25 protein-coding genes and 1 pseudogene are annotated in these 26571 nt (G+C 65.7%); 17 read left to right on the top strand and 9 right to left on the bottom strand.

Going from position 1 to position 26571, the window contains the following annotated elements:
• The first annotated feature begins 1 nt into the window (after nucleotide 1).
• Nucleotides 2–1093: a class I SAM-dependent methyltransferase gene (locus M1247_RS11765; protein ID WP_317156488.1), complete on the top strand. Its 1092-nt coding sequence runs from the start codon at nucleotides 2–4 to the stop codon at nucleotides 1091–1093.
• Nucleotides 1094–1122: 29 nt separating this feature from the next.
• Nucleotides 1123–1749, top strand: coding sequence for a GNAT family N-acetyltransferase (locus M1247_RS11760; RefSeq protein ID WP_317156638.1), 627 nt, complete (start codon nucleotides 1123–1125; stop codon nucleotides 1747–1749).
• On the opposite strand, the gene M1247_RS11755 is transcribed toward M1247_RS11760, so the two are convergent.
• The 3 genes from M1247_RS11755 to M1247_RS11745 are packed head-to-tail and all read right to left on the bottom strand — an operon-like array spanning nucleotide 1750 to nucleotide 5288.
• Complete coding sequence (locus M1247_RS11755; RefSeq protein ID WP_317156487.1) at nucleotides 1750–3411, bottom strand: DUF4832 domain-containing protein; 1662 nt, start codon at nucleotides 3409–3411, stop codon at nucleotides 1750–1752.
• The gene (locus M1247_RS11750) at nucleotides 3401–4714 is read right to left on the bottom strand and encodes an O-antigen ligase family protein (protein ID WP_317156486.1); all 1314 of its coding nucleotides are present in this window, start codon (nucleotides 4712–4714) and stop codon (nucleotides 3401–3403) included. Before M1247_RS11750 ends, M1247_RS11755 begins: the two co-directional genes overlap by 11 nt.
• Complete coding sequence (locus tag M1247_RS11745) at nucleotides 4701–5288, bottom strand: hypothetical protein (RefSeq protein WP_317156485.1); 588 nt, start codon at nucleotides 5286–5288, stop codon at nucleotides 4701–4703. The genes M1247_RS11750 and M1247_RS11745 overlap by 14 nt, the downstream gene beginning before the upstream one ends.
• A gap of 555 nt (nucleotides 5289–5843) precedes the next feature.
• Here M1247_RS11745 and M1247_RS11740 point away from each other — a divergent pair.
• Entirely contained in the window at nucleotides 5844–6656 is an 813-nt protein-coding gene (locus M1247_RS11740; RefSeq protein WP_317156484.1) for a WecB/TagA/CpsF family glycosyltransferase, read from the top strand.
• On the opposite strand, the gene M1247_RS11735 is transcribed toward M1247_RS11740, so the two are convergent.
• Nucleotides 6616–7677, bottom strand: a complete 1062-nt coding sequence (locus tag M1247_RS11735; RefSeq protein WP_317156483.1) for a glycosyltransferase family 4 protein — start codon at nucleotides 7675–7677, stop codon at nucleotides 6616–6618. The two genes, M1247_RS11740 and M1247_RS11735, sit on opposite strands and share 41 nt — an antisense overlap.
• 92 nt (nucleotides 7678–7769) lie before the next feature.
• Here M1247_RS11735 and M1247_RS11730 point away from each other — a divergent pair, with 92 nt between their 5' ends.
• Genes M1247_RS11730 through M1247_RS11720 form a run of 3 tightly spaced genes read left to right on the top strand, consistent with a single transcriptional unit; the run spans nucleotide 7770 to nucleotide 12204 of the window.
• Entirely contained in the window at nucleotides 7770–9197 is a 1428-nt protein-coding gene (locus M1247_RS11730) for a flippase (RefSeq protein ID WP_317156482.1), read from the top strand.
• A complete protein-coding gene (locus tag M1247_RS11725) occupies nucleotides 9194–11179 on the top strand; it encodes a glycosyltransferase (protein WP_317156481.1) in 1986 nt (661 codons plus the stop codon). Before M1247_RS11730 ends, M1247_RS11725 begins: the two co-directional genes overlap by 4 nt.
• 11 nt (nucleotides 11180–11190) lie before the next feature.
• Complete coding sequence (locus M1247_RS11720) at nucleotides 11191–12204, top strand: glycosyltransferase family protein (protein WP_317156637.1); 1014 nt, start codon at nucleotides 11191–11193, stop codon at nucleotides 12202–12204.
• Here the strand turns inward: M1247_RS11720 and M1247_RS11715 are convergent.
• Entirely contained in the window at nucleotides 12176–13270 is a 1095-nt protein-coding gene (locus M1247_RS11715; protein WP_317156480.1) for a glycosyltransferase family 4 protein, read from the bottom strand. The genes M1247_RS11720 and M1247_RS11715 overlap by 29 nt on opposite strands.
• A 438-nt stretch (nucleotides 13271–13708) precedes the next feature.
• On the opposite strand from M1247_RS11715, the gene M1247_RS11710 reads away from it, so the two are divergent.
• On the top strand, nucleotides 13709–15172 hold the full coding sequence (locus M1247_RS11710; protein WP_317156479.1) for a sugar transferase: 1464 nt from the start codon (nucleotides 13709–13711) through the stop codon (nucleotides 15170–15172).
• A 7-nt stretch (nucleotides 15173–15179) separates the two neighbouring features.
• Nucleotides 15180–16535 (top strand): glutamate-1-semialdehyde 2,1-aminomutase, encoded by a 1356-nt coding sequence (locus tag M1247_RS11705; RefSeq protein WP_317156478.1) that lies wholly within the window; start codon nucleotides 15180–15182, stop codon nucleotides 16533–16535.
• On the opposite strand, the gene M1247_RS11700 is transcribed toward M1247_RS11705, so the two are convergent.
• Nucleotides 16524–16877: a hypothetical protein gene (locus M1247_RS11700; RefSeq protein WP_317156477.1), complete on the bottom strand. Its 354-nt coding sequence runs from the start codon at nucleotides 16875–16877 to the stop codon at nucleotides 16524–16526. The genes M1247_RS11705 and M1247_RS11700 overlap by 12 nt on opposite strands.
• A 156-nt stretch (nucleotides 16878–17033) precedes the next feature.
• Nucleotides 17034–17810 (bottom strand): DUF3109 family protein, encoded by a 777-nt coding sequence (locus M1247_RS11695; protein ID WP_317156476.1) that lies wholly within the window; start codon nucleotides 17808–17810, stop codon nucleotides 17034–17036.
• A gap of 82 nt (nucleotides 17811–17892) precedes the next feature.
• On the opposite strand from M1247_RS11695, the gene M1247_RS11690 reads away from it, so the two are divergent.
• The 9 genes and pseudogenes from M1247_RS11690 (at nucleotide 17893) to M1247_RS11650 (ending at nucleotide 24844) form a co-directional block, all read left to right on the top strand.
• Nucleotides 17893–18864 (top strand): Ppx/GppA family phosphatase, encoded by a 972-nt coding sequence (locus M1247_RS11690; protein WP_317156475.1) that lies wholly within the window; start codon nucleotides 17893–17895, stop codon nucleotides 18862–18864.
• Between the two features lie 30 nt (nucleotides 18865–18894).
• Nucleotides 18895–20019: an Rv0497 family membrane protein gene (locus M1247_RS11685; protein WP_317156474.1), complete on the top strand. Its 1125-nt coding sequence runs from the start codon at nucleotides 18895–18897 to the stop codon at nucleotides 20017–20019.
• A 50-nt stretch (nucleotides 20020–20069) separates the two neighbouring features.
• Nucleotides 20070–20915 carry a sugar phosphate isomerase/epimerase family protein gene (locus M1247_RS11680; protein WP_317156473.1) on the top strand — a complete coding sequence of 282 codons (846 nt, stop codon included), beginning with the start codon at nucleotides 20070–20072 and terminating at the stop codon, nucleotides 20913–20915.
• 19 nt (nucleotides 20916–20934) lie between these two features.
• Nucleotides 20935–21082: pseudogene (locus M1247_RS11675) on the top strand (thioesterase family protein); the annotation flags it as partial.
• A 69-nt stretch (nucleotides 21083–21151) separates the two neighbouring features.
• Nucleotides 21152–22012 carry a pyrroline-5-carboxylate reductase gene (proC, locus tag M1247_RS11670; protein WP_317156472.1) on the top strand — a complete coding sequence of 287 codons (861 nt, stop codon included), beginning with the start codon at nucleotides 21152–21154 and terminating at the stop codon, nucleotides 22010–22012.
• A gap of 138 nt (nucleotides 22013–22150) precedes the next feature.
• Nucleotides 22151–22381, top strand: a complete 231-nt coding sequence (locus M1247_RS11665) for a cell division/environmental response transcriptional regulator (protein ID WP_317156471.1) — start codon at nucleotides 22151–22153, stop codon at nucleotides 22379–22381.
• 104 nt (nucleotides 22382–22485) lie between these two features.
• Nucleotides 22486–22587, top strand: coding sequence for a 30S ribosomal protein bS22 (locus tag M1247_RS11660; RefSeq protein WP_003402602.1), 102 nt, complete (start codon nucleotides 22486–22488; stop codon nucleotides 22585–22587).
• 29 nt (nucleotides 22588–22616) lie between these two features.
• Complete coding sequence (locus M1247_RS11655; RefSeq protein ID WP_317156470.1) at nucleotides 22617–23744, top strand: SDR family oxidoreductase; 1128 nt, start codon at nucleotides 22617–22619, stop codon at nucleotides 23742–23744.
• A 32-nt stretch (nucleotides 23745–23776) separates the two neighbouring features.
• Complete coding sequence (locus M1247_RS11650) at nucleotides 23777–24844, top strand: lysophospholipid acyltransferase family protein (protein WP_410506857.1); 1068 nt, start codon at nucleotides 23777–23779, stop codon at nucleotides 24842–24844.
• Between the two features lie 96 nt (nucleotides 24845–24940).
• Here the strand turns inward: M1247_RS11650 and M1247_RS11645 are convergent, their stop codons facing one another.
• Nucleotides 24941–25477 (bottom strand): FAS1-like dehydratase domain-containing protein, encoded by a 537-nt coding sequence (locus M1247_RS11645; RefSeq protein ID WP_317156469.1) that lies wholly within the window; start codon nucleotides 25475–25477, stop codon nucleotides 24941–24943.
• 68 nt (nucleotides 25478–25545) lie between these two features.
• A complete protein-coding gene (locus M1247_RS11640; RefSeq protein WP_317156468.1) occupies nucleotides 25546–26448 on the bottom strand; it encodes an HAD family hydrolase in 903 nt (300 codons plus the stop codon).
• Between the last annotated feature and the right edge of the window lie 123 nt (nucleotides 26449–26571).

Below are 26571 nucleotides of genomic sequence, written 5' to 3'. Positions count from 1 at the left end.
CATGAACACCTGCCGTGGTTGTGGTGGTCGGCACCTGCAGCGGGTACTGGATCTGGGAGCGGTACCGGCAGCCGATCATTTTCCGTCGGCAGCCGAGCCGGTGTCCGCCGAAGAAACCTCACACGCACTGGCGATGGACCTGTGTGGCGATTGTGGGCTCGCGCAACTGGCCGCCGACGATACGGTCACCGCCGAGCCGCGTGGGATCGAACCGCAGGCGCTCAAGGACCAGGCGGCCGACGCGGTGACGCGGGTGGCCGCTGCCGGGTGGTTGACCGGAACGACGGTGCGTGAATTCGGCAGTCCGCACGGCGGCAGCTGGCTGGGGCTGCTGGCGGAACGCGGTTTTGCGCCACTGCGCACGTCGACCGGAGCTGCAGACGTGGTACTGGACTGTTTCGGCATCATGCATGAACCTGACCAACGTGCCGCGTTCTCCGAGCGAGCCGCCGCCACCGCAGCAGACGGCGTGCTGCTCTTGCAGTACCACTCACTGGCGGCGATCGTGGCGCAGGGCCAGTGGAATGCGTTGCGACACGGGCATTTCTCCTACTATTCGCGACGGGCGCTGGAACGTCTGCTGGCCCACGCCGGGATGTCGATCGCAGCCACCTGGCAGTTCGACCTCTACGGCGGTACGGAATTGATTGCCGCGGTGCACAGCTCGCGGCGGCGGTGGATGAGGACCGGCGTCGTTGACGCCGCGCACTGCGTCGATGACGAGCTGGTACACGGGATCCTGCAGCGCGCTGCCGACCAGCAAGTGGTCGCACTGCGTTCGTGGCTGCTGGACAGACAGGAGGCCGGTGTGCGGGTATACGGTTACGGTGCCGCTTCACGGGCGGTGTCCCTGTTTGCGATGGCAGGGCTGGACAGCACGTTGATCGGCGCGGTGGCCGACGCGTCGCCGGCCAAACAGGGCCGACGCATGCCAGGTACCGACATCCCGATCATCTCGCCCGACGCGTTAGTGGACGCGACACCTGGCCTGGTCGTGCTCACCGTGCCGGATATGTTGCCAGAGGTGAGTTCTCGGCTTCCGAAGCTCGCAGGGCGGTGGGTCAGCATCGATCGGTTACCCATCAATTCTTGACGCCGGTGCGAAAGGGGATCGGAGTGAGCATGGTGCCGTCGCCGCACGTGCAGCGCAGTCTCGGTGCGTCGCCCACGCTGTCTACCGTGACGCGGCAGGGCAGAGCACTGACGTTGCGAACGCCGCGGTTCTCCGATGCCGAGGACTGGCGGCGGGTTCGGCTGGCAAACCAAGAGCTGATCGAACCGTTCTGGGACCACTCCACGCTCAGTTGGTCCGAACGACACACCAGGAGGGTGTGGCTCCGCGAGTGCGTGTCGGCCCGGCGGCGGATGCGGCGCGGTGCCGGCCTGCACACGGTGATAGACGTCGATCGTCAACTGGCCGGCCAGTGCGATGTATGGATCGACCGCTATCACGGGAGAAGCGAACTGGGACTGTGGGTTGCCGCCGGACACTCGAACGCCGGCGTCGGGAGTGCCGCCGTCCGGCTTGTGGTCGGACACCTGTTCGACGCGATGAGTATCGAACGGGTTGCCGCGCCCATCGCCTGCGGCAATGACGCGACGATCCGCATCGCGCGGCGGCTCGGCTTTGTCCGGGAAGGCGTGATGCGTAGTTACATGACGGTGGGAAGCCGGCGTCGCGACCATGAGTTGTGGAGTCTGACCCGCAACGACTGGCTCGGTGCGTCGGCTACCCGGGACCTCCGATAGTCACTCGACGGTGAACGTCAGGATCGGGTACCCACCGTCGACGTCCCGCCCGAACTGTGCGAGGTTCATGGGCGGAAAGTCCACTGTGGTCGATGCATTGGACTTGTGTTCGCGCCAGAGCACGCGGGCCAGCACCGTATACCGACCCGGCGGCAGCCCGTCATCGATGGTGATCGCGTCGGTCGTCGATTTCGCAATCGGTGTGTCGGTGGCGTTGTCGAAGTATTGATCGGCAACCAGATTGCGTAGGTTGACGCCGGCGGGCACGGTCCGCACCAACGCCCGGTCCTTCGATGACACGATGTGGTATTCGGGTTGCCATCGTTCATAGGTGGGCGCCGAGCCGAAGTTGGTCCAGTCGAACCTCAGAGAGAAACTGGTCGAGGCCTGCACCGGTTGAGTCGCGTCCGCGGCGGTGACGGCGTATCGGTAGCCGCTGAATTTGTTGGCCTTGGACCATATCTCGAACTGATCGGTGGGCATCGGGGTGTCGGTGAGCTGGCCGGGAAACCCGGTGCTCGCAGTCATCGACACATGGTCGTTGACCACATCACGCAGGCCGGTCAGGTAGTAGCCCACGGTGGCAGCCGGCGGGGGGTCGGGAATCCACTCTGTCACGATCGGCGCGATGCGGAATCGGTTGGCGACCACGTTGACCATCGGGTCGTGATTTTCCACGTACCAGGAGTATTGGTTCTCCGCCCAGGTGGGGATCGGGCGAAAGGCGCCGAGACCGTCAGCGCGAATGCCGACGGGCTTGGCGCGGTTCAGCAGCAACGGGCTGTCGCGGAACAACTGCCTGGTGATCTCCGGATTGCCGGTGGCGGCGATCAGTTGGGTGCTCGGGAAGGCGGACAGATTGGCGTTGACCAGGAAGGTGATCGAGTCCTTGGTGATGTACTGGTCCCGATACTGACTGAAGTAGCCCAACTCGGCTCGGCTGCGTTCGGGGGCAGGCCCGGGAATCCCGAGGGTGTCGCGCATGAACGCCACATGGTTCTCGCTGAAGTCGCCGTAACCCGACATCTCCACGATCGCGAGGCGTTCGTTGCGATCGTATCGTCTGCCGAGTGCGGCCAGGAGGTCCGCGAAGTACGACAGGTACGCCTTGTTGTTCCATTCAGGGATGACGTATCTGACCTTGTCGTGTTCATATGTGCGGGTGGCTCCGGACACCGTGGGTAGCCAGTCCGGTACTGCGATGTCGATACCGTTGGGATAGCGGGTCTCACAGCAGGAATTGAACGCGGTAACCCGGAAGCCGACACGACGCCCGTTTTTCGCCGCGGCCGCCAGCGCTCGGTCCAGCACGCCGAAGTCGTACTTCTGGTCGTCGCGGGCATTGGGCGGCAGCTTGCGGGGGTCACGCGGTTGGAGTGTGCGCCAGTCGATCCGGAGGCTGATATCGGTGGTGCCCGGCCACGGCGGGTGACGATGATCGGCCGGGTTACTTTGAGGGAACAGCGGAGTCCCCAGGTTCTCGTATTGACCCCGCATCGGATTGACCAGGTCGGCTTCGGAGAAGGCGATGATCCCCGTACGGGCCGGCTCATCGGCGGCCCGTCCCGGGAAACCGCAGCCCGGCAGCGTGAGCACACCGACCAGCATCGTGATGGCCAGCACCGCGGAGCCCGGCACACGGCGAATCCGCTCAGTGCTCACGACTCCTCCCGAGCCGCCACACCACGACCGACAACGCGATCAGGATCCAGGTAACTGTCCACATCTGTGCGAAGCCGCTGACATCGAGGATGGTACTGATGACGGCCAGCGCGGCGAGCGATCCACTGACCGCCCCGGCAAATTCGGCGAGTATGGGATCGGTTGACGCCGAGGCCCGCAGCGCCAGGAGCAGCGCGACGATGATCAAAGTGATGAAGCTGATCAGCCCGAATGCTCCGGTCTCCATCAACCTGGACAGATATTGATTGTCCAGCACCGGCTGGTTGTACGCGGGATACATGCCCGCGCCCTGACCGAGCCAGAAATGGTCGCGGTAATGGGTCATGACGTAGGCGGCACCGAAGCTACGTGACGAAATCGACGAGTCGTTCGACACGTTCGCGAACGATTGCAGGATCGCCGCGACGACATTCAACTGCATCAGCAGCCCGACACCGACGGCCAGCGTCCCCATCACCAGAATGACGGCGAAACGTCGAATTGACCACCGCCAGGCCATGACCAGTACGGCTGCCGCCAACCCTATGATCGCCGATCGTGACACAGTCACCATCGCGCCGCACATCACGAGGCCGGTGCAGGCCAGCCACGGCCACGTCCGTTCGCCCCGTGCTCGCGCATGAGCGATGACGGCCAGCCCGAGCGGGATCAGGACCGTCAACACACCGGCGAGCTCGAGCGGATGGCCGGCGCTGCCCTGCGGACGGTCGATACCTTCCCTGGCCAGGTTGGTCACGAGGACGAAGTCACTGGACTTCAGGCCCGGCAGAATGAAATACGGCGCGAGATCAACCCCGGCGAACAGTCGCACTATCGCGAACGTGGCAGACAGCGTGCCGCCGAGGAGCAGGCCTTTCAGGATCAGCGCGATACGGGCAGTGGTGGTGACCATCGCGATTATTGCGACAACCATTGCGGTGAGGGCGATGTCAGCGAAAATGTAGCGATCGCCGAACATGATTCCGCCGGTGGTCGTGCCTCGGTTCATCGCCGCGCCGTAGGAGAGCAACGACGCGGTCAGATAACCGAGTAAGGCGACCGTCAGCCAGCGATTGACAGTCCCCGACCGCGTCTGATGCGTGCTTGTCAACGCCCACAGTCCTGCGCCGATGTACAGCAGGAACTGTCCCAGGCTGAGCCCGAAAGTCAAGGGCACCGTGAAGGTTTGACGCATGCCGAGCAGAAAGAACCCACCGGCCGCGAGGATGGGTGGTCCGAGCGGCCGGCTGAGTAGTCCTCGCCAGAGGGGGACGGGCGGCGCGCTCTCCTCAGCGGCGAGCATCGCTGCGCGGTTTTCCGTTCAGATTGATGTCGGCGATGGTTTCGATGTACGGGTAGCGGGTTGCCCGGGCTTCGTCTGTTGCAGCGTGTTTCACCACCCGGTGTCGGCCCGGGCCCCGAATCGATTCCCTCACGGCGTCGAGTATCAGCAGCAGCGCCATGCCGCCGAGGACAGCGCCCAGCCCGTAGGCGGCCGCTGCTCTGACGCCACCGGTCGGCAGTTGCACCGCTTCGGCGGGTTCGACCGTCGGGATGAGGAGTGCGTTGTTGGCCTCGGGTACCGCCGAGTCGCGTTGGATCTTGTTGAGGCAACCGCGGGCGTACTCGACCAGTGCGGCCGCCGCTCGTCTGGCCGCATCCGGATCGGGACCGTCGGCGACGATCACCAGCTGAGAGGTCAGCTGGGCGTAGAGCGTGGCATCGCCGAAGGTGGAATTGACGGTGAAGTTGCCACTACCGCCGGCATCCATTGCGGCCTTACGGCCACCATCGCTTTGCAGAGCTGTTGTCACGACAGCAGCAAGCTGAGCCATGTTGTTGTTGAGGTTGACCAACGGGTTGAGGCCTGCATCCACCGATCCGCTACCTGGCGGGATCACCACGGCGACCGCGGTGGACTGGTACGTCGACGAGGCCGAGCTCCATCCGAAAAATATGGCAATTGCAGCAAGAATTGCTAGAAAGGCCAGTGCGATCGGTCGGCGAAAGAGCGATCGCAGGAATTGGGCGACGTTCACAGCGTGTACCCCTGCAAGTATGGATGTGCGCCAGCGGGCGCCGCTATATGCGGTGATAGTAACGGTCGTATCCGGTTTGGCAAAGCGTACGGCGATGGTTTTCAGTGGCGGCCCGGGCCGGCGGGTGCGCGGAAACGTATCGTCGATCTAATTTGCGAACGACACATTCAGCGATCTGGCGGCAGATTGAAGGGGAGACCGCTTATCGCCATCGTCGTGGTCGGCTGCAGAAGTTGACCGTCATGCGCGGGAACCAGCTCTGCACCGGCGTGAAGCAGTACTGAAATCGTCAGCTCTGGTTTACGATCTGGTCTGCGCTGTCGCAGCGGGTTTGCCATAGTGTGCGAATGGCGCGCGATTGCGCCTCGGCATGAAAGGCGGAGCACGTTGCTGATGCTGTCTGGCAATCCGCCCGAGCGAATGCGGATCGGTGACATTCTGGTGGCCCGCCACACAGTCGACGAGGTGGTGGCCCTCGTTTCGCAACGGTTGTCCGGGCCCGCCACGGCGCCATTGGCAGTGGGTTCGGTGAACCTCGACCATCTGCATCACTTCCGCGCGGGTCCGGCGGGGATCGAGGGCGCACCGGAATGGATGTGGCTGGCCGACGGGGCTCCGGTGGCGTGGCGCGGGTCTCGCCTCGATGGCAGACCATGGCCCCGGGTGACGGGAGCCGACCTGTTGGAACCGCTCCTCGAGGGCTGTGCTGCCCACGGCATACGCGTCGGGTTCTTCGGCGGGCTCCCGGTCACGCACCGGCGGTTGGCGGCGGTATTGGCGGCGCGGTATCCCACGTCCGAGCCGGCCCGGTTCTGGTCACCCACGCGTGAAGAGATCGAATGCCCCAATGCTTCGGCGCGGCTGGCCGCGGAGATCGCCGCGGCCCGGGTACACCTGCTCGTGGTGGGATTGGGCAAGCCACGCCAGGAGTGGTGGATCGACCGGCACGGGATGGACACCGGCGCTGGCGTGTTGCTCGCTTTCGGTGCGGCAGCTGATTTTCTGGCTGGGGTTGTGAAGCGCGCACCGGATTTCTATCAGCGGCAGGGCCTGGAGTGGTTGTACCGACTCCGACAGGAACCGCGGCGGCTGGCGCGCCGGTACCTCGTCCAGGGGCCGCCTGCCTTCCTGCAGTTGCGGCACGCCACTCTGGAGAGCGGGGGCGTCAGGCCGAGAACAACAGCGCCGCCAGGTCGGCAGCCATGACCGCGGACGTGAACCGGTCTCGGACCCGGCTCGCACCGGCCGCGCCCATTTCCGCGCATTGGTCCGGATCATCGAGCAACTGGGCGACAGCTGCCGCGAACGCATCGACGTCGCCCGGTGGGACGAGCAGGCCGGTGACACCGTGTTCGACATAGTCACTCACGCCGGGGTTGTCGGTCATCACCACCGGTCGCCCGCTGGACATGGCTTCCAGGGCCACGGTGAGCCCGGAGCCGCTGATGGTCGGTTTGAGGGCGATCGCCACCACGCTGGATCGGCGGTACAGCTCGCGCATCTTTCCGTCCAACCGGCCCCGGTACAGCGTGCCGACATCATCGGGCAGGTCTACCGGCAATCCGGTGGCGAGTTCCAGGCGGACGTCAGGACGCTTGGCGTGCAGTTGCGACACCGCGGCAACAAGCAACCCGTGGTCGCGGTAGCGATCCTCTCCGGCGCTGGCGACGAACCGCGTCGGATCTTCGTGTGCCCAGGGTTGGACGCGGTAGAAGTCGGTGTCGATTCCGACCGGCACGAAGTTCAGCCGCGACTGCGGCACGCCCCATTCCCGGTGCAGCGTGGGCAGCGCCGCGCCGCATTGGGCGAAAACGGCTCCGGCGCGGGCCAATGCACGGCCGGCCAGCGCGGCGTGGACCCGAGGCGCGGAGGCACGTTGGGTGAGCCAGCCGACGCCGAGCACAACGGGGCCCTGTCCCCGGGCAGGCAGCAGTGCCGCAGGCACGCCGGTGCGTTCGTCGTAGGCCAGCACCGCGTCGGACTCACCGCGCCTGCGCCATTCGGCGAGTCCTTCGACAAGCTCGAGCCCGGAAGTTCGGTACCGCACCGAGGCCGCGACACGTTCGGCGGCGCGACCCAACGAGGTCTCAGCGAAATCGACCTCGATGCCGTGGTCGCCCAGCCTGTGGAGCCCGTACGGTGACGCGTCCGGAACCTCGCCGCGACGGTACCGATCGGCCCAAGCGGATACGGAAAGACCGTGTGGCAAAGGAATGTACGCGCGCATCGGTCCCCGGTATGAGCTTTGCTGGTCCTCCGGAGGATAACAGTGCGGGCGGCGGGAGTTCGGCACAACCGGAACGGGCGTCCAACCGGGCCATGGCCCATGCATTCAGCCAGCAGCTGATCTTCCGCGCGCTGGGCATGCTGGCATCAGTGCTCACGGTCGCGTTCACGACACGCCATCTGGGGCCGACGATGTACGGCCACCTGACCACCGCGGTGATGTTCGTGGGGCTGTGGACCAGCCTCACCGAACTCGGAGTCGGCGCAGTGCTCGTGCGCCGCGTGATGTCGGGAAAGGGCGACCTGGAACGGCTGGTTCGAGTCAACGCGGGCATGTCGGTCATGTATTGCGTGCCGTTGTTCGGCATTGCCGCGACCTCGGGTGCGCTGCTGTACCGAGGCCAGCGGGACGTCGTGGTGATGGTGCTCATCGTCTCGTGCAGCCTGATCCTGACCACCATCACAAGCTGCTTCGAGCCTATCTTCCTGGCGAAGGTCCGGTTCACCGCGGTGGCCTGGTCGGATCTGGTCAGTCGGATTGCTTCCCTCGCTGCGACGATGGTGTTGATCGCCGTCGGCGCGAACGTGGTGTGGTTTGCGGTCGTGCAACTGGTTCCGCCGGTGGTGGTACTGCTGATCCAGGGCGTGGCGGCGACGAGGATCTCCAACTGGCGACCGGTGTTCTCCCTCTCCGAGAGTTGGGCCCTGTTGCGGGAAAGCCTGCCACAGACCGGAGTGCTGATCATCGCGGTGCTGTACTGGCGTGCCGACGGCGTGATTCTGAGTCTGCGGAGCACACCGGATCAGGTCGGTGTGTACGGGTTGGCCTACACGCTGGCGTTCACGGTGTCGGTGGTATCGGTGTTCTTCCAGAGTTCGACGCTGTCGGCGGCGACACATGCGTTCGCCCGCGACCGCAATGAGTTCGCCCACTTCGTCACCCGCACGGTGGAGTCGATGTTGTTCGTGGGAGCGCCGATCGCTGTGGTCGGAGTGGTGCTGGCACACCCCATGGTGGTGCTGCTCGGCTCGTCGGAGTTCGTTGCCGACGGAGGCCCGACACTGGCGTTGTTGTGTATTGCGGTCGCTCTGACATTCCTCAACGCCGCAATCAGTCAGGCCCTGTTCGCGGCACACGACCAGGTGTTTCTGTTCCGGTTGAATCTGGTCAATCTCGTCGGCAACGTTGTGCTCAACTTCGTGCTCGCGCCCCGATACGGAGCGGTCGGGGCAGGCGCTGCACTGATCGTGGCAGAACTGATCGGACTCGTCGTGGTGACGTGGCGACTGGGCCGTGTCGCCCCCTACCGGACGCCGTGGTTGTTCGCGCTGCGGCTGGTGATTCCGTTGGCGGTCGCTGCAGGATTGGCGATCTGGGCGCGTCACCTCCCCGTACTCGTGGCGCTGCCGCTGGCCGCCACGGCATATCTGGGTGTCAACCTGATCGCCGGGCCGATGACGCTACGGGTGATCAAGGGGGCGCTCGGAAGTCAGGAGAAGCAGATGGGGCAGGAGGGATGAACCGTGAACTCGACCGGGCGTACCTGCCTGATCGTTTCCGAATTCCGTGCGGCCCGTCGGGTCCGGCGGCAGATCGTAAGGTCGCGATTCTGATTGTCGCGTACCGTAACCCGGCGATGCTGGCGGAATGCCTCGCGGCCGTGGCCAAGCATCTACCGGACCTGCCCGTCCTGGTCTGGGACAACTCCGGTCCGGACTTTCCCGGGATGCAATGGGTCGCGGCCGAATATCCGAACACACGGTGGTTCCTCGGCTCGGCGAACATCGGATTCGCGGCGGCCGTCAACGCATTGGCCGAAGAGGTGCGCGACCACAACATGCTGCTGCTCAACCCCGACGCCATGCTGCAGGGCTCGCTCACCGCGACATTCGCGGCATTGTCTGCACCGGGTGTTGCCGCCGCCGCTCCGCTGGTCGCAGATGATGCGGCCGATCCGGCACGGCATCGCGGTTGGGATGTCGCACACCGGGACCACAGTGTGGTGCGCGCGCTGGTGTCGCGGGCCGGTTACGCCGACCGGCTGCGCGGCAGCCGATTGTCCGAGTTCTACGACGAGCAGCCGACTTCGGTCAGTGGCTACCTGACCGGGGCCTGTCTCGCGGTCAGCAGGGACGCATGGGAGGCCGTCGGCTGCTTCGACGAAGAGTTCTTTCTGTACGGGGAAGAGGTCGATTGGCAGCGGCGCGCACGGTCGGCAGGATGGTCGGTGCAGCTGGTCGACGAACCGGGAGTCGTGCACACCGGGCACGGCACAGTCGCCGGGGATCCGTTGGCCGGTCAGCGCTCACGGGACTTGTTGCGGGCCAACGTCGCTCTGAATCTGGAGTTGGACAAGGGCAGGTTCCCCGCCGATGTGTTCCTGGCGGCCTCGTCGGTACTGGACCGGGTGCAACGTTCGGCCCGTCGGCAACGCGCTGTGCGCCGGCGGCCCGCCGGATCGCGCCCGTCGGTCGTGATCACCACGAACCGGTTGGTCTTCGGCGGAGCCGAGCGCCAACATGTGTTGCTCGCCAAGGAACTCGACCGTCGCGGATACGAGGTGGTGATCGCGTGCGTGCAACGTTTCGGACCGCTGGTTGGCGAGATCGCGCCGTCGGTGCGGGTGGTACGCCAGCCCTGGTGGGCGCCGGCGGTCGACCTCGGGAAGGGGCGTTCGGTCGTCATCAGCGGTGATACGAACACCGAAACCGGCTTCGCCACGCTGTGGCGGGCGGCAGGCAGGGCCCGCCGCTGGCTGGTCGCCGCCCATATTCCGCCGGACCCGCACGGTCGCACCTACTCTCGACCGTTGGCGGGTGCCATGCGCCGGGCCGACGGGTTCATCGCACTGTCCCCGCGACATTGGGCCGAGGCGACCGCGCATCAAAAGCTGGGTGCCCGTGCCTTCTTTGCGCCCAACGGCGTGGCGAGTACCGAGGAGGCAGCGGCCGCGCCACGCCGCGCTCCGGTGGGCGACGTTCCTCATCTGGTGATGCTCAGCCGTATTGCCGAGCACAAGAACCCCCATCTGCTCGTCGAGGCTCTCGACGGGTTGCGTGACCTGCCGTGGCGGCTTTCGATCTACGGTGACGGGCCGGACCGGGCCGCGTTGCAGGCATTGACTCCGTCCGACCTCGCAGACCGGGTGACGTGGCACGGCTGGTCGAATCCCGGTCCCGCTCTCGATGATTGCGACCTGTTGTGCGTTCCGAGTCGGTCGGAGGCATTCCCGTTGGTGATCCTCGAGGCGATGGCGCGCCGTATCCCCGTCGCAGCTTCGGCCGTCTGCTCGGTAACCGACATGTTGGACCTGGGTGCGGCCGGGTTCCTGATCGAGGACATATCGGTGTCGGGTTGGCGCGGCGCGCTTGGAAACGTGCTGTGTCGGACGGAGGACTGGCCCGCGGCAGGTGAGCGAGGGTTCCAACGTATGGCGGCGCATTACACCGTCGAGGCGATGGCTGATTCCTACGAAGCCGCGATCGCGGCGGTGTTCGAATGAGCGCACTGCGGGTGCTCTGGCTGTCGCCATGGCTGCGGCCGCTGGCGCGCGTGTATGCCGACGCATTGCAGGGCATGGGCGCGGAGGTACTGCTGGTGACCTCCGATCAGCACCCGTCGTCTGACGGCGCCAGACCCTATGAGCTGGTGCTCGATCCGCGGCCCAAGTCGGCCCGGACCTGGCCCGCGACGGCACGTGCCGTGGCCAGGGTGCGTGCCTTCGCCCCGGACGTCGTGGTCAGTGAACTGGTTCGGGACCCACGCTGGCTCGCGTTTGCGCCGTGGGTACCGCGGGTGGAGCTCATCCACGACGACCGACCGCATGACGCAGGCGAGATGCGGCCCCGCTGGGAACGGACCATTTTCGGATGGCGTGCCCGATCCGCGCATCGGGTGGCGTTCAGTCGTTACGTCGCAGAAGCAGTGGGTGTCACCGACGTGGTGCCGCTGACCAGCGATCTCCCCGACACCGATGCGCTGGAGCCCCTGCCTGCCGATGCGCGGAGGGATTTCGTGTTGTTCGGGCGGCTGAACGACTACAAGAACATCGATGTGTGCCTACAGGCATGGCGGCAGCACACGGCAGGGAACAGCTGGGTCGGTGACAACCTGGTGCTACTCGGCGAGGGTCGCTGGGACGGTGACCTGCCCGATCATGTGGTGTGGCACCGGCGATCGTTCCAGTACACCGAGGCGTTGCCGATGTTGGCACGCGCCAAGGGATCGCTTGTGCACTACCGACGTGCGTCTCAGAGCGGGGTGCAGGTCCTGGCCATGCAACTGGGAGTGACGCCGATCGTGTCCACCGTGGGTGCGCTACCGGAATTCCAGCCTCCGCACGAGATTCCGATCAATGTGGACGACACCACCGCCTTGGCGTGTGCGTTCGACTCGCTGGCCGATCCCGATCGTGCGGCAACCAGAGGCGCCCGGGCACAGCGGCATTACCGTGATCGGCACTCGGCGTCGGCATCGGGGCAGGTTCTGCTCGATGTACTCACCCGGATCGCCGGGCGGCAAGCCTGAGCCACAGCACAGCAAGCTCCGCACGCCAGGCGGCGACGTCGAATGCGGCGGCCCGCTCCCTGGCTGCGGCGCTTAACTGCGTGCGGAGGTCGCGGTCCTGCACCAGTCGCTGCAACCCATCGGCGAGTGCAGCCGCGTCACCTGGTGATACCAACAGCCCGTCGATATCGTCGGTGACCGCCTCGGGGATGCTGCCGACCGGTGTGGTGAGCGGTACGACCCCGTGAGCCATCGCCTCCAACATCGCCATCGGCAGGCCTTCGTCGTAGCTGGGAAGCACGAAAATATCTGCCATCTGCAGGAAACTGTCTCGGGTAGGTGCGTCGATCCAGCCGACCACATCGATCACCGATCGCAGGTTGCGCGCGTCGACGAACGCGCGGACCTCGTCCACCTCGCCGTCACCGGCGAGCACCACCTGTATTTGTGAGCGGACGTCGTCGGGCAGCAGTTCAACCGCCCGCACCAGGTCAAAGGTGCCTTTGCGGTGTCCGAGCCGACCGAGCGTCAACACGGTCAATGTGGAGCTGTGCTGCTGGCCATGGCGGATGTCCGGCATGACGACCGGGTTGTAGAGCACCTGTATCTGATCCTCGTGGAGGTGGAGACAGCGGCGGTATTGCACGGCCAGCGATCGGCCCAGGACCAACCAGTGATCGGCGTGCAGAGCCACCCGCACGAGCCGCCGGACCGGCGCCGGTAGCGGATCCAGCCATCCGGTGAAGTTGAAGCTGTGCCCGTGCACGATCGCCGGCGTGCCGCGCAGCCGGGCAGCCATCAGCGGCAGGGATTTTCGTACGACGCTGCCGCCGTGTGAGAGATGGACATGGACGATGTCCGTGCGACCGAGCAGGATCAGCGCGGTCGCCGTCAGCATTCCTCGTATACCGGTCCACAGCCGGATCGGCGCGATGGTGTCGACAAAAGTGGGAATCACCGTGATCGCGAACCGAGGATCGGGGTGCTCTCGCAGTAACCGCATCACTGAGGCCATCCCGCCACGACTGCGGGGGCCTGCAGGAGCGGGTCCGATCGCGAGTATCCGAACCGGCTGACGTGTCGTCACGGTGTGATTATGGCAAATTTCTGGGGAGTGTCGACACCGGCTGGTTCGTCAACCCGGGTGGCTCACTGCTTCGGCCTTGGAGTCTGAGAGCAGTATGTGCTGAAGCTGAGAGAGCTATCTGTCAGCTATGGATTGTTGATCAGGGGAGGGCGTCGGCCGGTCCGGTGCAACGTGTTTCAGTATTGACCTGGAAAAATTTGACTGAACCCAAAAATAGCTGTTGCAGGCGTTAATTAGCTGTTTTAAACGGCGAGCTCTTCGTTGCTGAACGGGGTGAAAAGAGTGATTCGCATCACAGCTGCCATCAGCCCATGGCGACTTGTCGGCGACTAGTGCAAACTTAGCCAACTATTAGTTGTCTTGGCGAGGAGTGTCGCAAGCATGGGTGTCAGCGATCTGCATGCGGCGAACTCAACCAGGAGTACAGCAACAAATCGAATGATGATCGCTGAAATCGCTGAGCATGGCTTACCACCCGTCGTCGCGCGCCGTACCTGGCAGCGTCGCTATGCGCGGTGGGTGATGTGTTCGGACGCCGCTGTTGCGTCCACGGTGGTCGCGGTGGCACAGCAGCTGCGTTTCGGTTCCATGACCGGGGACCGCCTGGCGTCCTACACCAATATCGATTACGCACTCGTCTCGGCGGTCATATTGGCGGCATGGCTGGTAGCCCTGGTCGTCCAGCGCAGCCGCGGATCACAAGTGCTCGGACAAGGCCTTGAGGAATACCGGCGGGTGTGGACGGCAACGCTGTCGGTGTTCGCGATCGTCGCGGTGGTCTCGGCATTGTTCAGGCTGGACATCGCCCGCGGCTATCTGGCGCTGGCCCTGCCGCTCGGATTGGTCGCGCTGACCGCGAACAGAATGCTGGCGCGCCGCTTCGTCGCCTGCCGCCGGCGCAACGGTGAATTCGTGAATGCGGTTCTGGCAGTTGGTCATCTCAGCTCGGTACGGGCGCTGACCGCCTCACTGGCGCGTCACCCGGGCGACGGTTATCGCGTCGTCGGGGTGTGTGTGCCCGGCGGCGACGGCGTGCGGATCCCCGCCGTGGACGGCATCCCGACATTCGCCCATCACGGCGACGTCACCAACGCGGTGGTCACGTCCGGCGCTGACACGGTGGCGCTGACGTCAGGCGATCTCGATCCTGACGAAATCCGCGACCTTTCATGGAAATTGGAGAAGTGGGACGTCGACCTGATGGTGTCGCCAGGGCTCGCCGACGTCGCCAGTCCGCGTCTGATGGTGCGCCCTGTGGGTGGTCTACCGCTCATTCAGGTCGACAAGCCGCAGTATGAGGGCGCGAAGCGGTTCCAGAAGCGAGCCTTCGATGTGATCTTCTCCTTGTGTGCCTTGTTTGTGGCGGCACCGGTGATGGTGCTGGCGGCGTTGGTCATCAAGCTCACCAGTCGCGGGCCCGTCTTCTACAAATCTGAGCGCATCGGCATGGACGGTGTGCCGTTCGCGATGTTGAAGTTCCGCAGCATGGTGATCGACGCCGATGAGCGGTTGGCAGGCCTGCTCGAGCAGACCGACGGCAACGGGGTTCTGTTCAAAATGCGGCGTGACCCGCGGGTCACCCCGGTCGGCCGGATCCTGCGCCGGTACAGCATCGACGAGTTACCGCAGTTCATCAATGTGGTGCGCCGCGAAATGAGCGTCGTCGGCCCTCGGCCGCCGTTGCCCGACGAAGTCGACCGCTATGACGACCAGATACGCCGTCGGATGCTGGTGCTGCCGGGCATCACGGGCCTCTGGCAAGTCAGCGGTCGTTCGGATCTCTCCTGGGCCGACTCGGTGCGCCTGGACCTGTCCTACGTCGAGAATTGGTCCATGGTAGGGGATTTGGTCATCATTGCCAGCACGTTGAAGGCCGTCCTCGTGGGCTCGGGTGCATACTGACGTCGCCATGATTTCGCACCGCTCGTTCGAGCAGTCCAACCGGTTACAAGCCCGGCTTCACGATATCGTGCCAGGCGGCGCACATACGTATGCTCGAGGCTCGGACCAGTACCCCGAGTTCATGGCGCCGATCCTCGTTCGTGGCAAGGGATGTCGTGTCTGGGATGCCGACGGCAACGAATTCGTCGAATACGGGATGGGCCTGCGCTCGGTCACGTTGGGACACGCCTATCCGCCGGTGATCGACGCGGTCCGGGCGGCCGTCGCCGACGGTGTCAGCTTCAGCCGGCCGACCGTGCACGAGTTGGCTGCCGCCGAGGATTTCCTGCGGCTGGTACCCGGCGCCGACATGGTCAAGTTCGCGAAGAACGGTTCGGATGCGACGACCGCCGCGGTCAAGGTGGCGCGTGCAGTGACGGGCCGGCCCAAAATCGCGATCTGCGAGCAACCCTTCTTTTCGACAGACGACTGGTTCATCGGCACCACGGCGATGTCCGGTGGAATTCCGCATGACACCGCTCGGGATACGGTTCGATTCGCCTACAACGATCTGGCCGCGCTGGCACAGACTTTGGCCAGCGACGACGTCGCCTGCGTCGTGATGGAAGCCGCCACCGCCACTGTCGAACCGCAGCCGGGTTACCTCGAGGGCGTGCGGGAGCTGTGCGACCGTGCAGGCACGCTACTGGTGTTCGATGAGATGATCACTGGCTTCCGGTGGTCGGCCGGGGGAGCCCAGGCGGTCTACGGGGTGACACCCGACCTGTCCTGCTGGGGTAAGGCGATGGGAAACGGTTTTCCGCTCTCGGCGCTGGCGGGTCGGCGGGAATTCATGGAACTCGGAGGCCTGCGAACCGACCGCGATCGGGTCTTCCTGTTGTCGACGACCCACGGACCGGAAACGGCGTCACTGGCCGCATTCCGGGCGGTGGTCCAGGCCTACGCGGACGACGACCCGATAGCGAAGATGGAGCACAGCGGCCGGCTGATCGCAGATGGGATCACCGCCGCGGCAGCCGAATTCGGACTGTCGGCGCATGTGCAGGTGGTGGGGCGGCCGTCGTGCCTGATGTTCGTCACCCGTGACGCCCGATTGGCTCCTTCCCAGGCATATCGGGCCCTGTTTCTGCAGGAGCTTCTGCGCGGCGGCGTGCTCGGTCAATCCTTCGTCACCTCGGCCGCCCACACCGAACATGACGTGGCCTTCACGGTCGAGGCCGCCGGCGCTGCACTGCGGGTCTACCGTCGGGCCATCGAATGCCAATCGGTGGAAGGTTTGTTGGAAGGCAGGCCCGTCGCCCCCGCGATCCGGCGGCTGGCGTATCCCCGTCGGGCAGGTGGGGCCGGCCGTTCAACGCCGTAGGGTTCGGTACGACGAGAGTCGGTCGGCGGAATGCCGCGGTGAATGCTCAGCGCCGGGCGGCGGAATCGCGACGAATTCGTCGGGAGCGATATCGAGAGCATTCAGTCCGCGGATGAGCAAGAGTGCCGAGGCAACCGCGAGAATCGGCCAGACCTGCCAAACCCAGTCCGGCTCCAGTCGGGCCTGCAGGAACCAGTACAGCGCGATGAGCACGGTCCAGGTGCCCGATGAGATGTAGAACCGGGCGTCATCGCTGGTGGCCCAGTGCGGGTGTTGCCGCAACCGTGCTCGCCAGAGGACCAAGACGGCCACGATGGTGACTACCGCGATTGTCGAGCCCATCAGGTCACGACCATTCGGACTCGCCTCCCGGTGTACTGCGGCCGACATACCGCCCGGTCCCAATCTATGCCACGCTGCGAATCACAGTAGCCGAACCGCAAGTTATCGATATCGGCGGAGTTGGGGGCACCGTGCGCGTTGCTCGCGCGGGATCGGCTACTCGGCGGCGCGGGTGGCCGGATGCACGGCAATCAGCCCTAAACCGCTGCGCCGCTTGCACATTGCGGCCAACTCTCCGTAGGCCTTCTCGCCGAGCAACTCGGTGAGCTCCGGGCCGTAGGACTCCCACACCTGCTTCTGCCCGACATGGGCGGCCGGATCTCCTGTGCAGTACCAGTGCAGATCGTCGCCGCCCTCGCCCCAGCCGCGCCGGTCGTATTCGGTGACCAGGGTCTTGAGTATCTGTGAGCCGTCCGGCCTGCTCACCCACTCCTGGCTTCGGCGAATTGGCAACTGCCAACACACATCCGGCTTCATCGTCAGCGGTTCCACGCCGAGCTTCAGTGCCTTGCTGTGCAGTGCGCAGCCGACCCCGGATCTGAATCCGGGCCGGTTCAGGAAGATGCAGGCGCCCTTGTACTTCCGGGTGCGCAGGTTCGGCTTGCCCTCATACTCGTCATCCTCCAGGTAGCCCTTCTTGCCCAGGCCTTTTTCCCGGAACTGCCAGTCGTCGTCGGTCAGCTGCTTGACCGCATCGTCCAACCGGGCGCGATCGTCGTCGTCGGACAGAAAGGCGCCATGCGAGCAGCATCCGTCATCGGGCCGCCCGGCCACCGTGCCCTGGCAGGCCGGCGTGCCGAACACGCACGTCCACCGGGACAGCAACCACGTCATATCGGCTGCGATGAGATGGTTCGCATCGTCAGGGTCATAGAACTCCACCCATTCACGGGCAAAGTCCAGCTCCACTTCACCGGGATGCATACGCGTCACCACGCAAAATCTACCCGTTCCCCTTGGCGCGCCGCACCATGCTGCATACGGCTTTCCAGCAGGCACCCGTTAGGTTGAATGCGTGCGGTTAGGCGTGCTCGATGTGGGCAGCAATACAGTCCATCTACTGGTGGTGGACGCGCGTCGTGGTGGCCATCCGACGCCGATGAGTTCGACGAAGGCCGCGCTGCGATTGGCGGAGGCCATCGACGGCTCCGGCAAGCTCACGCGCCGAGGCGCCGACCGGCTGGTGGAAACGGTCGACGAGTTCGCCAAGATCGCGACCAGCTCAGGCTGTGCCGAGCTGATGGCGTTTGCCACGTCGGCGGTGCGCGACGCCACCAATTCCGACGAGGTACTGGCCAGGGTCCGCGCCGAGACCGGTGTTTCCCTTCAGGTGCTCAGCGGGGTCAACGAGTCCCGGTTGACGTTCCTCGCGGTGCGCCGCTGGTACGGCTGGAGTGCGGGCCGGATCGTCAACATCGACATCGGCGGCGGGTCGCTGGAGCTGTCCAGCGGCGTCGACGAGGAACCCGAGGTGGCGCTGTCGCTGCCGCTGGGTGCGGGACGACTGACCCGGGAGTGGCTGCCCGACGACCCGCCGGGCCGGCGCCGGGTCGCGATGCTCCGCGACTGGCTTGCCAACGAACTGTCCGAAGCCGGACCCGTCATGCGCCAGGCGGGCAGTCCGGAGCTGGCGGTGGCCACCTCGAAGACCTTCCGGTCGCTGGCCCGGTTGACCGGCGCAGCGCCTTCCGGTGCAGGCCCACGGGTCAAGCGCACGCTGACCGCCACCGGATTAAGACAGCTCATAGCATTCATCTCTAGGATGACGGCGGCTGACCGTGCTGAACTGGAAGGGGTGAGTGCCGAGCGGGCGCCACAGATCGTGGCCGGAGCTTTGGTAGCTGAGGCCAGCATGAAAGCGCTCCAGGTCGAATCGGTCGACATCTGCCCCTGGGCGTTGCGGGAGGGGTTGATTCTGCGGAAACTCGATAGCGAGGCCGACGGAACAGCCTTGGTGGAGACGTCTGTGCGCGATGCTGGACGTTAGGAATAGCTAGCCCCAAAAGGCAATGAAGAAATGACAGGACCAGAAGATAGCCACACCGGCACCCGACCGATATCGGTCGCAGAGTTGCTGGCAAAGAACGGGACGATCGGCGCACCGCCAGTTGGCGGCCGGCGCCGTCGTCGGCGTGGCAACAGCGACTCAGTGACGGTCGCCGAGCTCACCGGCGAGATCCCGATCATTGGCGACGACGCCACTGCCGAGGAGTCCGAGCCCGACCCCGAACCCGAGGTCAGGGCCCCCGTAAACGCAGTCACCGACACGACGGTGATCGACCCGGTGCCACCGGCGCCGCGCCCCCAGGGGCGCAACGGTGCCGAGACGAGATCCGACGCTCCGACTGATTTCACGCGACCCGACGAGGACGCCGACTACGAGCCGGCTGATTTCGCGTTGTCCGACACTCAGGCCGATTTCGCGTCGTCCGACGCGGCGGCTGAATTCGCGTCGTCCGACGCGGAAGCCGACTACGAGGCACACGTCCAAGCCCGCGACGCCGAACCGGAACCGGTCGAGTTCAAGCCCGCGCCGCGGCGGCCCAGACGTCCCGGTGGCGTCCGCAACTACCAACCCACCGGCACCGGTGCCGAACGGATGAGTCCCGATCCCCTCGATGACATCGACGGCGATGACGCGGATCTGGTCGAATCCGGCGCGACCGAACACGAGGACGTCGACCGTGACGAAGTCCGGGACCGCCCGTCCTACGGGGTGGGCCCGTTGTTCGGCGGTGGCCAATCCGTTGCCGACGACATCGCGCGCCGCGGCGGCCGGGCGCAAGCCGACGACGACACCGACCTGGCCGAAGACGACGATCTGACCGAGACCGCCGATGAGATCGACGAGTTCGACGAACCCGAGGCCAGGCCGGAACAGTCGCCGTTGGTGCGGGGGCTGTGGGTCGTCGGGCAGTGCATCATCGCGGTGGCCTTCGGGGCCGGCCTGTTCGTGGCCTTCGACCAGCTGTGGAAATGGAACACGATCGTCGCGCTGGTACTCGGGGTCCTGGTGATCCTGGGGTTGGCCGGTGGTGTGCGGGTGGTCCGCAAGACCGAGGACATCGGCAGCACACTGACTGCGGTTGCCGTCGGCGCGCTCGTCACGTTCGGGCCGCTGGCACTGCTGCAGGCGAGTTAGGCAGGCCCCGCGCACGCGGGGAGCATCAAGGAACCAGAGACAATCAAACCGTGCGTCCTTCGATCAAGGTCGGCCTGTCCACGGCTTCGGTCTATCCCCTGAGGACCGAGGCTGCCTTCGAATACGCGGCCCGGCTCGGCTACGACGGCGTCGAGCTGATGGTGTGGGCCGAGGCGGTCAGCCAGGACATCGATGCGGTCCAGAAGCTGTCGCGTCATTACGGCATGCCGGTGCTGTCCGTTCACGCGCCGTGCCTGCTGATTTCGCAGCGGGTGTGGGGCGCCAACCCCATCCCGAAGCTCGAGCGCAGTGTGCGGGCAGCAGAACAGCTCGGCGCACAGACCGTGGTCGTGCACCCGCCGTTCCGGTGGCAGCGCCGCTACGCCGATGGATTCAGCGAGCAGGTGGCCGAACTGGAGGCAGACAGCGAGGTCCAGGTCGCCGTGGAGAATATGTTCCCGTTCCGGGCCGACCGGTTTTTCGGGGCCGGGCCGTCCTCGGTCGAGCGGATGCGCAAGCGCGGCGGCAAGCCGGGCGCCGGGATCTCGGCATTCGCGCCGTCCTACGACCCGCTGGACGGCGGACACGCGCACTACACGCTGGACCTGAGCCACACCGCGACCGCAGGCACCGACGCGATGGACATGGCCCGCCGGATGGGTGACGGGCTGGCGCATCTGCACCTGTGCGACGGCATGGGCGCGTCCACCGATGAGCATCTGGTGCCGGGCCGGGGTACCCAGCCCACCGCGGAGGTGTGCCGGCTGCTGGCAGCGAGCGATTTCTCCGGGCACGTCGTGTTGGAGGTCACCACCTCGGGTGCCCGCACGGCCACCGAACGCGAGGCGTTGTTGACCGAGTCGCTGCAGTTCGCCAGGAAGCATCTGCTGCGCTGAATCCCGTATCGACCCGCGACGACCGGAGGGCGCGGCGCCGGACGTGCTGTTTGCGCTCCTGTGCGGTGATGTGTCGGGCTCCGGTGCCCTTTGCAGTGGAACGCACCGGATGGGCGCCCACGGTCCAACTGACGGCGTTTCTGCGGGCACTGCCGGTCGACGGCTGGCAATCCCGGCAATCGGCCATGGTGCCCGCCGCGTTCTGAGCGGTCAGGGACCGTGCGATGCTGTGGCGCATGTCAAGAATCGCGATCATTGGCGGCGGAAGCATGGGGGAGGCCCTGCTGTCCGGCCTGTTACGAGCCGGCAGACAGGTCAAGGACATGGTGGTCGCCGAAAAGCATCCGGATCGCGCCAAGTACCTGGCGGAGAAGTACTCGGTTTTCGTGACCTCGGTGGCCGACGCCGCGGAGAACGCCACCTACATCCTCGTCGCGGTCAAACCCTCGGATGTGGAGTACGTCATCGACGAGGTCGCCGAGGCCGCGGCCCGTGCGGATTCCGACGCCGCCGAGCAGGTGTTCGTGACCATCGCCGCAGGGGTGAGCACCGCCTACTACGAGGCGAAGCTGCCTGCCGGGGCGCCGGTCATCAGGGTCATGCCCAACGCGCCGGTCGTGGTCGGTGGCGGGGTGAGTGCCCTGGCCGCAGGCCGGTTCGCGACCGCCGAGCAGCTCAAAGAGGTCTCGGCGATCTTCGACGCGGTCGGCGGGGTGCTCACGGTCGCAGAATCACAGCTCGATGCCGTCACCGCGGTGTCCGGATCCGGCCCGGCGTACTTCTTCCTGATGGTCGAAGCGTTGGTCGATGCCGGGGTGTCCGCCGGGTTGTCCCGCGCGGTGGCCACCGATCTGGTGGTGCAGACGATGGCGGGTTCGGCCGCAATGCTGCTTGAGCGCCTCGACGACGTCGAATCCGCGGGCGGCGCGGCCCTCGACACCACGCCCGCCCAATTGCGCGCCACGGTGACCTCACCGGCCGGCACCACCGCCGCTGGGCTGCGGGAACTCGAGCGGGGCGGGCTGCGGGCCGCGGTGGCCAACGCCGTGGAAGCTGCCAAAACGCGCTCTGAGCAGCTAGGAATTACATCAGAGTAATTAGAGAAATTCCGATGGATTAGCCCACACCCGTCGCAGTAACCCCACCCGCCACGCTATTCTCCCCTTGTATGCGCGGGTCGGTGCCAGCGGTGGGGAAGCCGCTGGAACTGCCCGTGCCTGATTGATTGGGTTGCGATGACGTCTATGAACGGGCCATCGGCGCGGGATTCGGCTGGCGACGGCCAGCCTCGAGCTCAATTCCTGACAGTCGCCGAAGTGGCGAGCTTGATGAGGGTCTCGAAGATGACGGTGTACCGGCTGGTGCACAACGGCGAACTGCCTGCGGTGCGGGTGGGTCGATCGTTCCGGGTCCACGCCAAGGCCGTGCACGATCTGTTGGAGACTTCGTACTTCGACGCCGGCTGAGCACACGTCCGAATAATCCGAGTAGGGCGGCCGTTTTCCGTTTCCTCGGCACACCCGGGTAAAGTGACCGGGTCAGTCAACTAGTTGCCTAGGTAGCGGAGTTCATGGGTTCAGTCATCAAGAAGCGGCGTAAGCGTATGTCGAAGAAGAAGCATCGCAAGCTGCTTCGACGCACCAGGGTGCAGCGTAGAAAACTCGGCAAGTAGCTTTCCGCCCTGGCCGTTAGGCTTGACCGATGGGTTCTGATGGTCGTTCGGGGGGACGCTCGACGGGAGTCCAGGGTGCAGGTGGTTCAGGCAGTTCGGAAACCACCGACGAGGTGCCCTACCCGAAAGTGGTGTTGGTCACGGGGGCGTGCCGGTTCCTCGGCGGTTATCTGACCGCGAGGCTGGCGCAGAACCCGTTGATCAACCGGGTGATCGCGGTTGACGCGATCGCGCCCAGCAAGGATCTGCTGCGCCGGATGGGTCGGGCCGAATTCGTCCGTGCCGACATCCGAAATCCGTTCATCGCCAAGGTGATCCGTAACGGGGATGTCGACACGGTCGTGCATGCGGCGGCGGCGTCTTACGCGCCGCGATCCGGCGGCCGGGCCACGTTGAAAGAGCTCAACGTGATGGGCGCGATCCAGCTGTTCGCGGCCTGCCAGAAAGCGCCGTCGGTACGCCGCGTGGTGCTCAAATCCACGTCCGAGGTGTACGGCTCCAGCGCACGCGACCCGGTGATGTTCACCGAGGATTGCAGCGCGCGCCGGCGTCCCGGCGAAGGGTTCGCCCGCGACAGCATGGACATCGAGGGCTACGCCCGTGGGCTGGCCCGGCGTCGCCCCGACATCGCGGTGACGATCCTGCGGCTGGCCAACATGATCGGTCCTGCGATGGATACCGCGCTTTCGCGCTATCTGGCCGGACCGGTGGTGCCCTCGGTCGTCGGGCATGACGCCCGGTTGCAGCTGCTGCACGAACAGGATGCGTTGGGTGCGCTCGAGCGGGCCACGGTGGCCGGCAAACCGGGCACGTTCAATGTCGGGGGGTCCGGCATCATCATGATGAGCCAGGCGATCCGGCGGTCGGGCCGGATCCGGCTGCCGGTGCCGCGCGCGGCGCTGGCCGCGGTGGACTCGCTGAACCGGGCCACCCGCTATACCGAGCTGGACCGCGAGCAACTGAACTACGTCAGCTACGGCCGGGTGATGGACACCGAGCGGATGTACAGGGATCTGGGTTACAGTCCGAAGTGGACGACAGCCGAAGCCTTCGACGAGTACGTGCGGGGTCGGGGTTTGACGCCGATCCTGGACCCGGAATGGGTACGCTCAGTGGAAAGTCGCGCAGTGGCCATGGCGCAGCGTTGGGGACATTAAGTACTAGCTCTAACGGGGGAGAAGGTATCGACGTGGCGGGCGAATCGAAGGCGAAAGTCATTCCGCTACATGGGGGTTCGAATCGTGCGACGGCCGCACGCCGGGCCGCTCAGCGCTCCGACAGTGCGCGCAGACACCCGTCGGTGCTGGCCGATTCGGGTGCGCGCGCGTCGGCTGAGCAGATCGCGGCGGTGGTGCATGAAATCGATCAGCGACGCGGCGCGGTCGGGGCGTCGCCTGCCGCCGATGCCACGCCCACCGAGCTTGCCAAGCAGATTGCCGCGGTGTCGGAGTTCATCCGCAAGCGGATGGCGGGCGACTACGACGTCGACGAGTTCGGATTCGACTCACACCTCACCAACGCAATCTTTCTGCCTTTGCTGCGGGTGTTCTTCAACTCGTGGTTCCGGGTCGAGGTCAGCGGCATCGAGAATCTGCCGGAGTCCGGTGCGGCACTCGTGGTCGCCAACCATGCCGGGGTACTGCCCTTCGACGGGCTGATGACACAGGTGGCGGTGCACGACCACCATCCGTCCAACCGCCATCTGCGCCTGCTGGCCGCAGACCTGGTGTTCGATCTGCCGATGGTCGGGCAGGCCGCCCGCAAGGCCGGCCACACCATGGCATGCACCGCCGATGCGCACCGACTGCTGGCCAACGGCGAGCTGACCGCGGTGTTCCCCGAGGGCTACAAGGGCCTGGGCAAGCACTTCAAGGACCGCTACAAGTTGCAGCGCTTCGGTCGGGGTGGCTTCGTCTCGGCGGCATTGCGCGCGCAGGCGCCGATCGTGCCGTGCTCAATCGTCGGCTCCGAGGAGATCTACCCGATGCTCGCCGACGTCAAGCTGCTCGCCAGGTTGCTCGGCCTGCCGTACTTCCCGGTGACCCCGCTGTTCCCGCTGGCAGGACCGGTGGGACTGGTGCCGATGCCGTCGAAGTGGCACATCCAGTTCGGGGAGCCGATCGACACCTCGGCGTACGACGAGAGTGCAGCCGACGATCCGATGGTCACCTTCGAACTCACCGACCAGGTCCGCGAGACCATTCAGCAGACGCTCTATCAGCTGCTGGCGGGCCGTCGGAACATGTTCTTCGGCTGAGTTCCGCCGGCTGAGTTTCCCCGCCGAGCAGACACGTAGGTCCCCGAAAACCGCGCCTGCCGGGTACCGAACTGTCTGCTGGTGCAGGAAGAGATATCAGCTGCCCGACTTTTGCCCAGCAATCATCTTCGCGATGGCGGCATCGCGTGCTGCGGCGATCTGCGCGCTGATCTCGCCGGCCTCTTCGGGGTGGGCCGCTTCGCCGAGCATGGTCACGACACTGGTGATCACCGGTTTGCCGTCGTCGTCGGTGACCTCGGCGCGGATCTCGCAGATCACGGTGCCGTGCGACTCGATGACCGAATCCAGGTAGGAGTCGAACCACAGCTTGTCGCCGACCACCATCGGCCGGTGGAACACCAGCTTCTGGTCGCGGTGCAGCACCCGCTCCAGGTTGATCGGCACGTCGAATTTGTTGAACAACTCCAACTGCACCCGCCGGCCCGCGACCGCCACGAAGGTCAGTGGCGCCACGATCGTGTCGTAGCCGTACTCCTTGGCCGCGTCCTCGTTGAAGTGCGCAGGATGCTCGTCCTTGACCGCCGCCGCGAACTCACGGACCTTTTCCCGGCCGACCTCGAAGTAGTCGGGGTACCGGTAGTGCGTCCCGATGATGTCTGCAGCGATGCTCATTGTGTCGCCGTTGCTCCCTGCTCGAACCGTGCCTGGCGGCGTAAGGCTATCAGCGCGGGCGGGACCGCTCAGCGAACGTCGTGCCGCCGGGAGGCGACGGCAGCCAACGCGCCGCCGAGCGCGCCGAGCGCCAGCGCCGACGGCACCCCGATGCGGGCGGCCTTGCGGGCGGTGCGGAAATCGCGGATCTCCCAGCCCCGTTGGCGGGCCAGATCGCGCAGTGCGGCATCTGGATTGATCGCGACGGCGGTGCCGACCAGCGACAGCATCGGCACATCGTTGAAGCTGTCGGAGTAGGCGGTGCAGCGGCGTAGGTTGAGCCCCTCCCGGATGGCCAGGGAGCGCACCGCGTGGGCCTTGCCGGTGCCGTGCAGGATGTCGCCGACCAGCCGGCCGGTGAACACACCGTCGACGGACTCCGCGACGGTGCCCAGTGCGCCCGTCAGCCCCAACCGCTTGGCGATCGTGGCCGCCAGTTCATAGGGCGTCGCGGTGACCAGCCACACCTGTTGGCCGGCGTCGAGATGCATCTGCGCCAGCGCGCGGGTACCCGGCCAGATCTTGTCGGCGATGATCTCGTCATAGATCTCCTCGCCCAACTCGGCGAGCTCCGCGGTGGAACGGCCCTCGATGAACGCCAGTGCCTTGCGTCGGCCGGCGGCCACGTCGTCGCTGTTCTCCTTCCCGGTGAACTGGAACTTGGCCTGCGCAAAACCGATCCCGAGGATGTCGGAGTAGGTGAAGTACTTGCGTGCGGCCAGGCCGCGGGCGAAGTGCACCAGCGACGATCCGTGCACCAGCGTGTTGTCGACGTCGAAGAACGCCGCGGCGGTCAGATCGGGCGGCGGCGCGGCCGGTGCGGCGGCGGTCTCGGATTCGAGATCGGCTTCAAGGTCGGTGACCGCCATCTCGGCGCTCGCGTCGGCGGCAAGCTGCTGATCGCGCTCGTCGGCACTACCGGATTCGGGCACGAATTCACCCTAAGGCGTATCGAACGGCCGAGTGCGGCCGACTCGTGTGAGTTGGGGAGCAGATTTGGCCCCCGGATGTGGGCTCAAGCTAAGCCTCTTGCGGAAATCGCGCCTCGATCCCAC

Origin of the sequence: Mycobacterium appelbergii (assembly GCF_032883035.1) — a bacterium.
Classification (GTDB): Bacteria; Actinomycetota; Actinomycetes; order Mycobacteriales; family Mycobacteriaceae; genus Mycobacterium; species Mycobacterium appelbergii.
The sequence above is the reverse complement of the archived record's forward strand: the minus strand, read 5'-3'. Positions and strand labels throughout refer to the sequence as shown.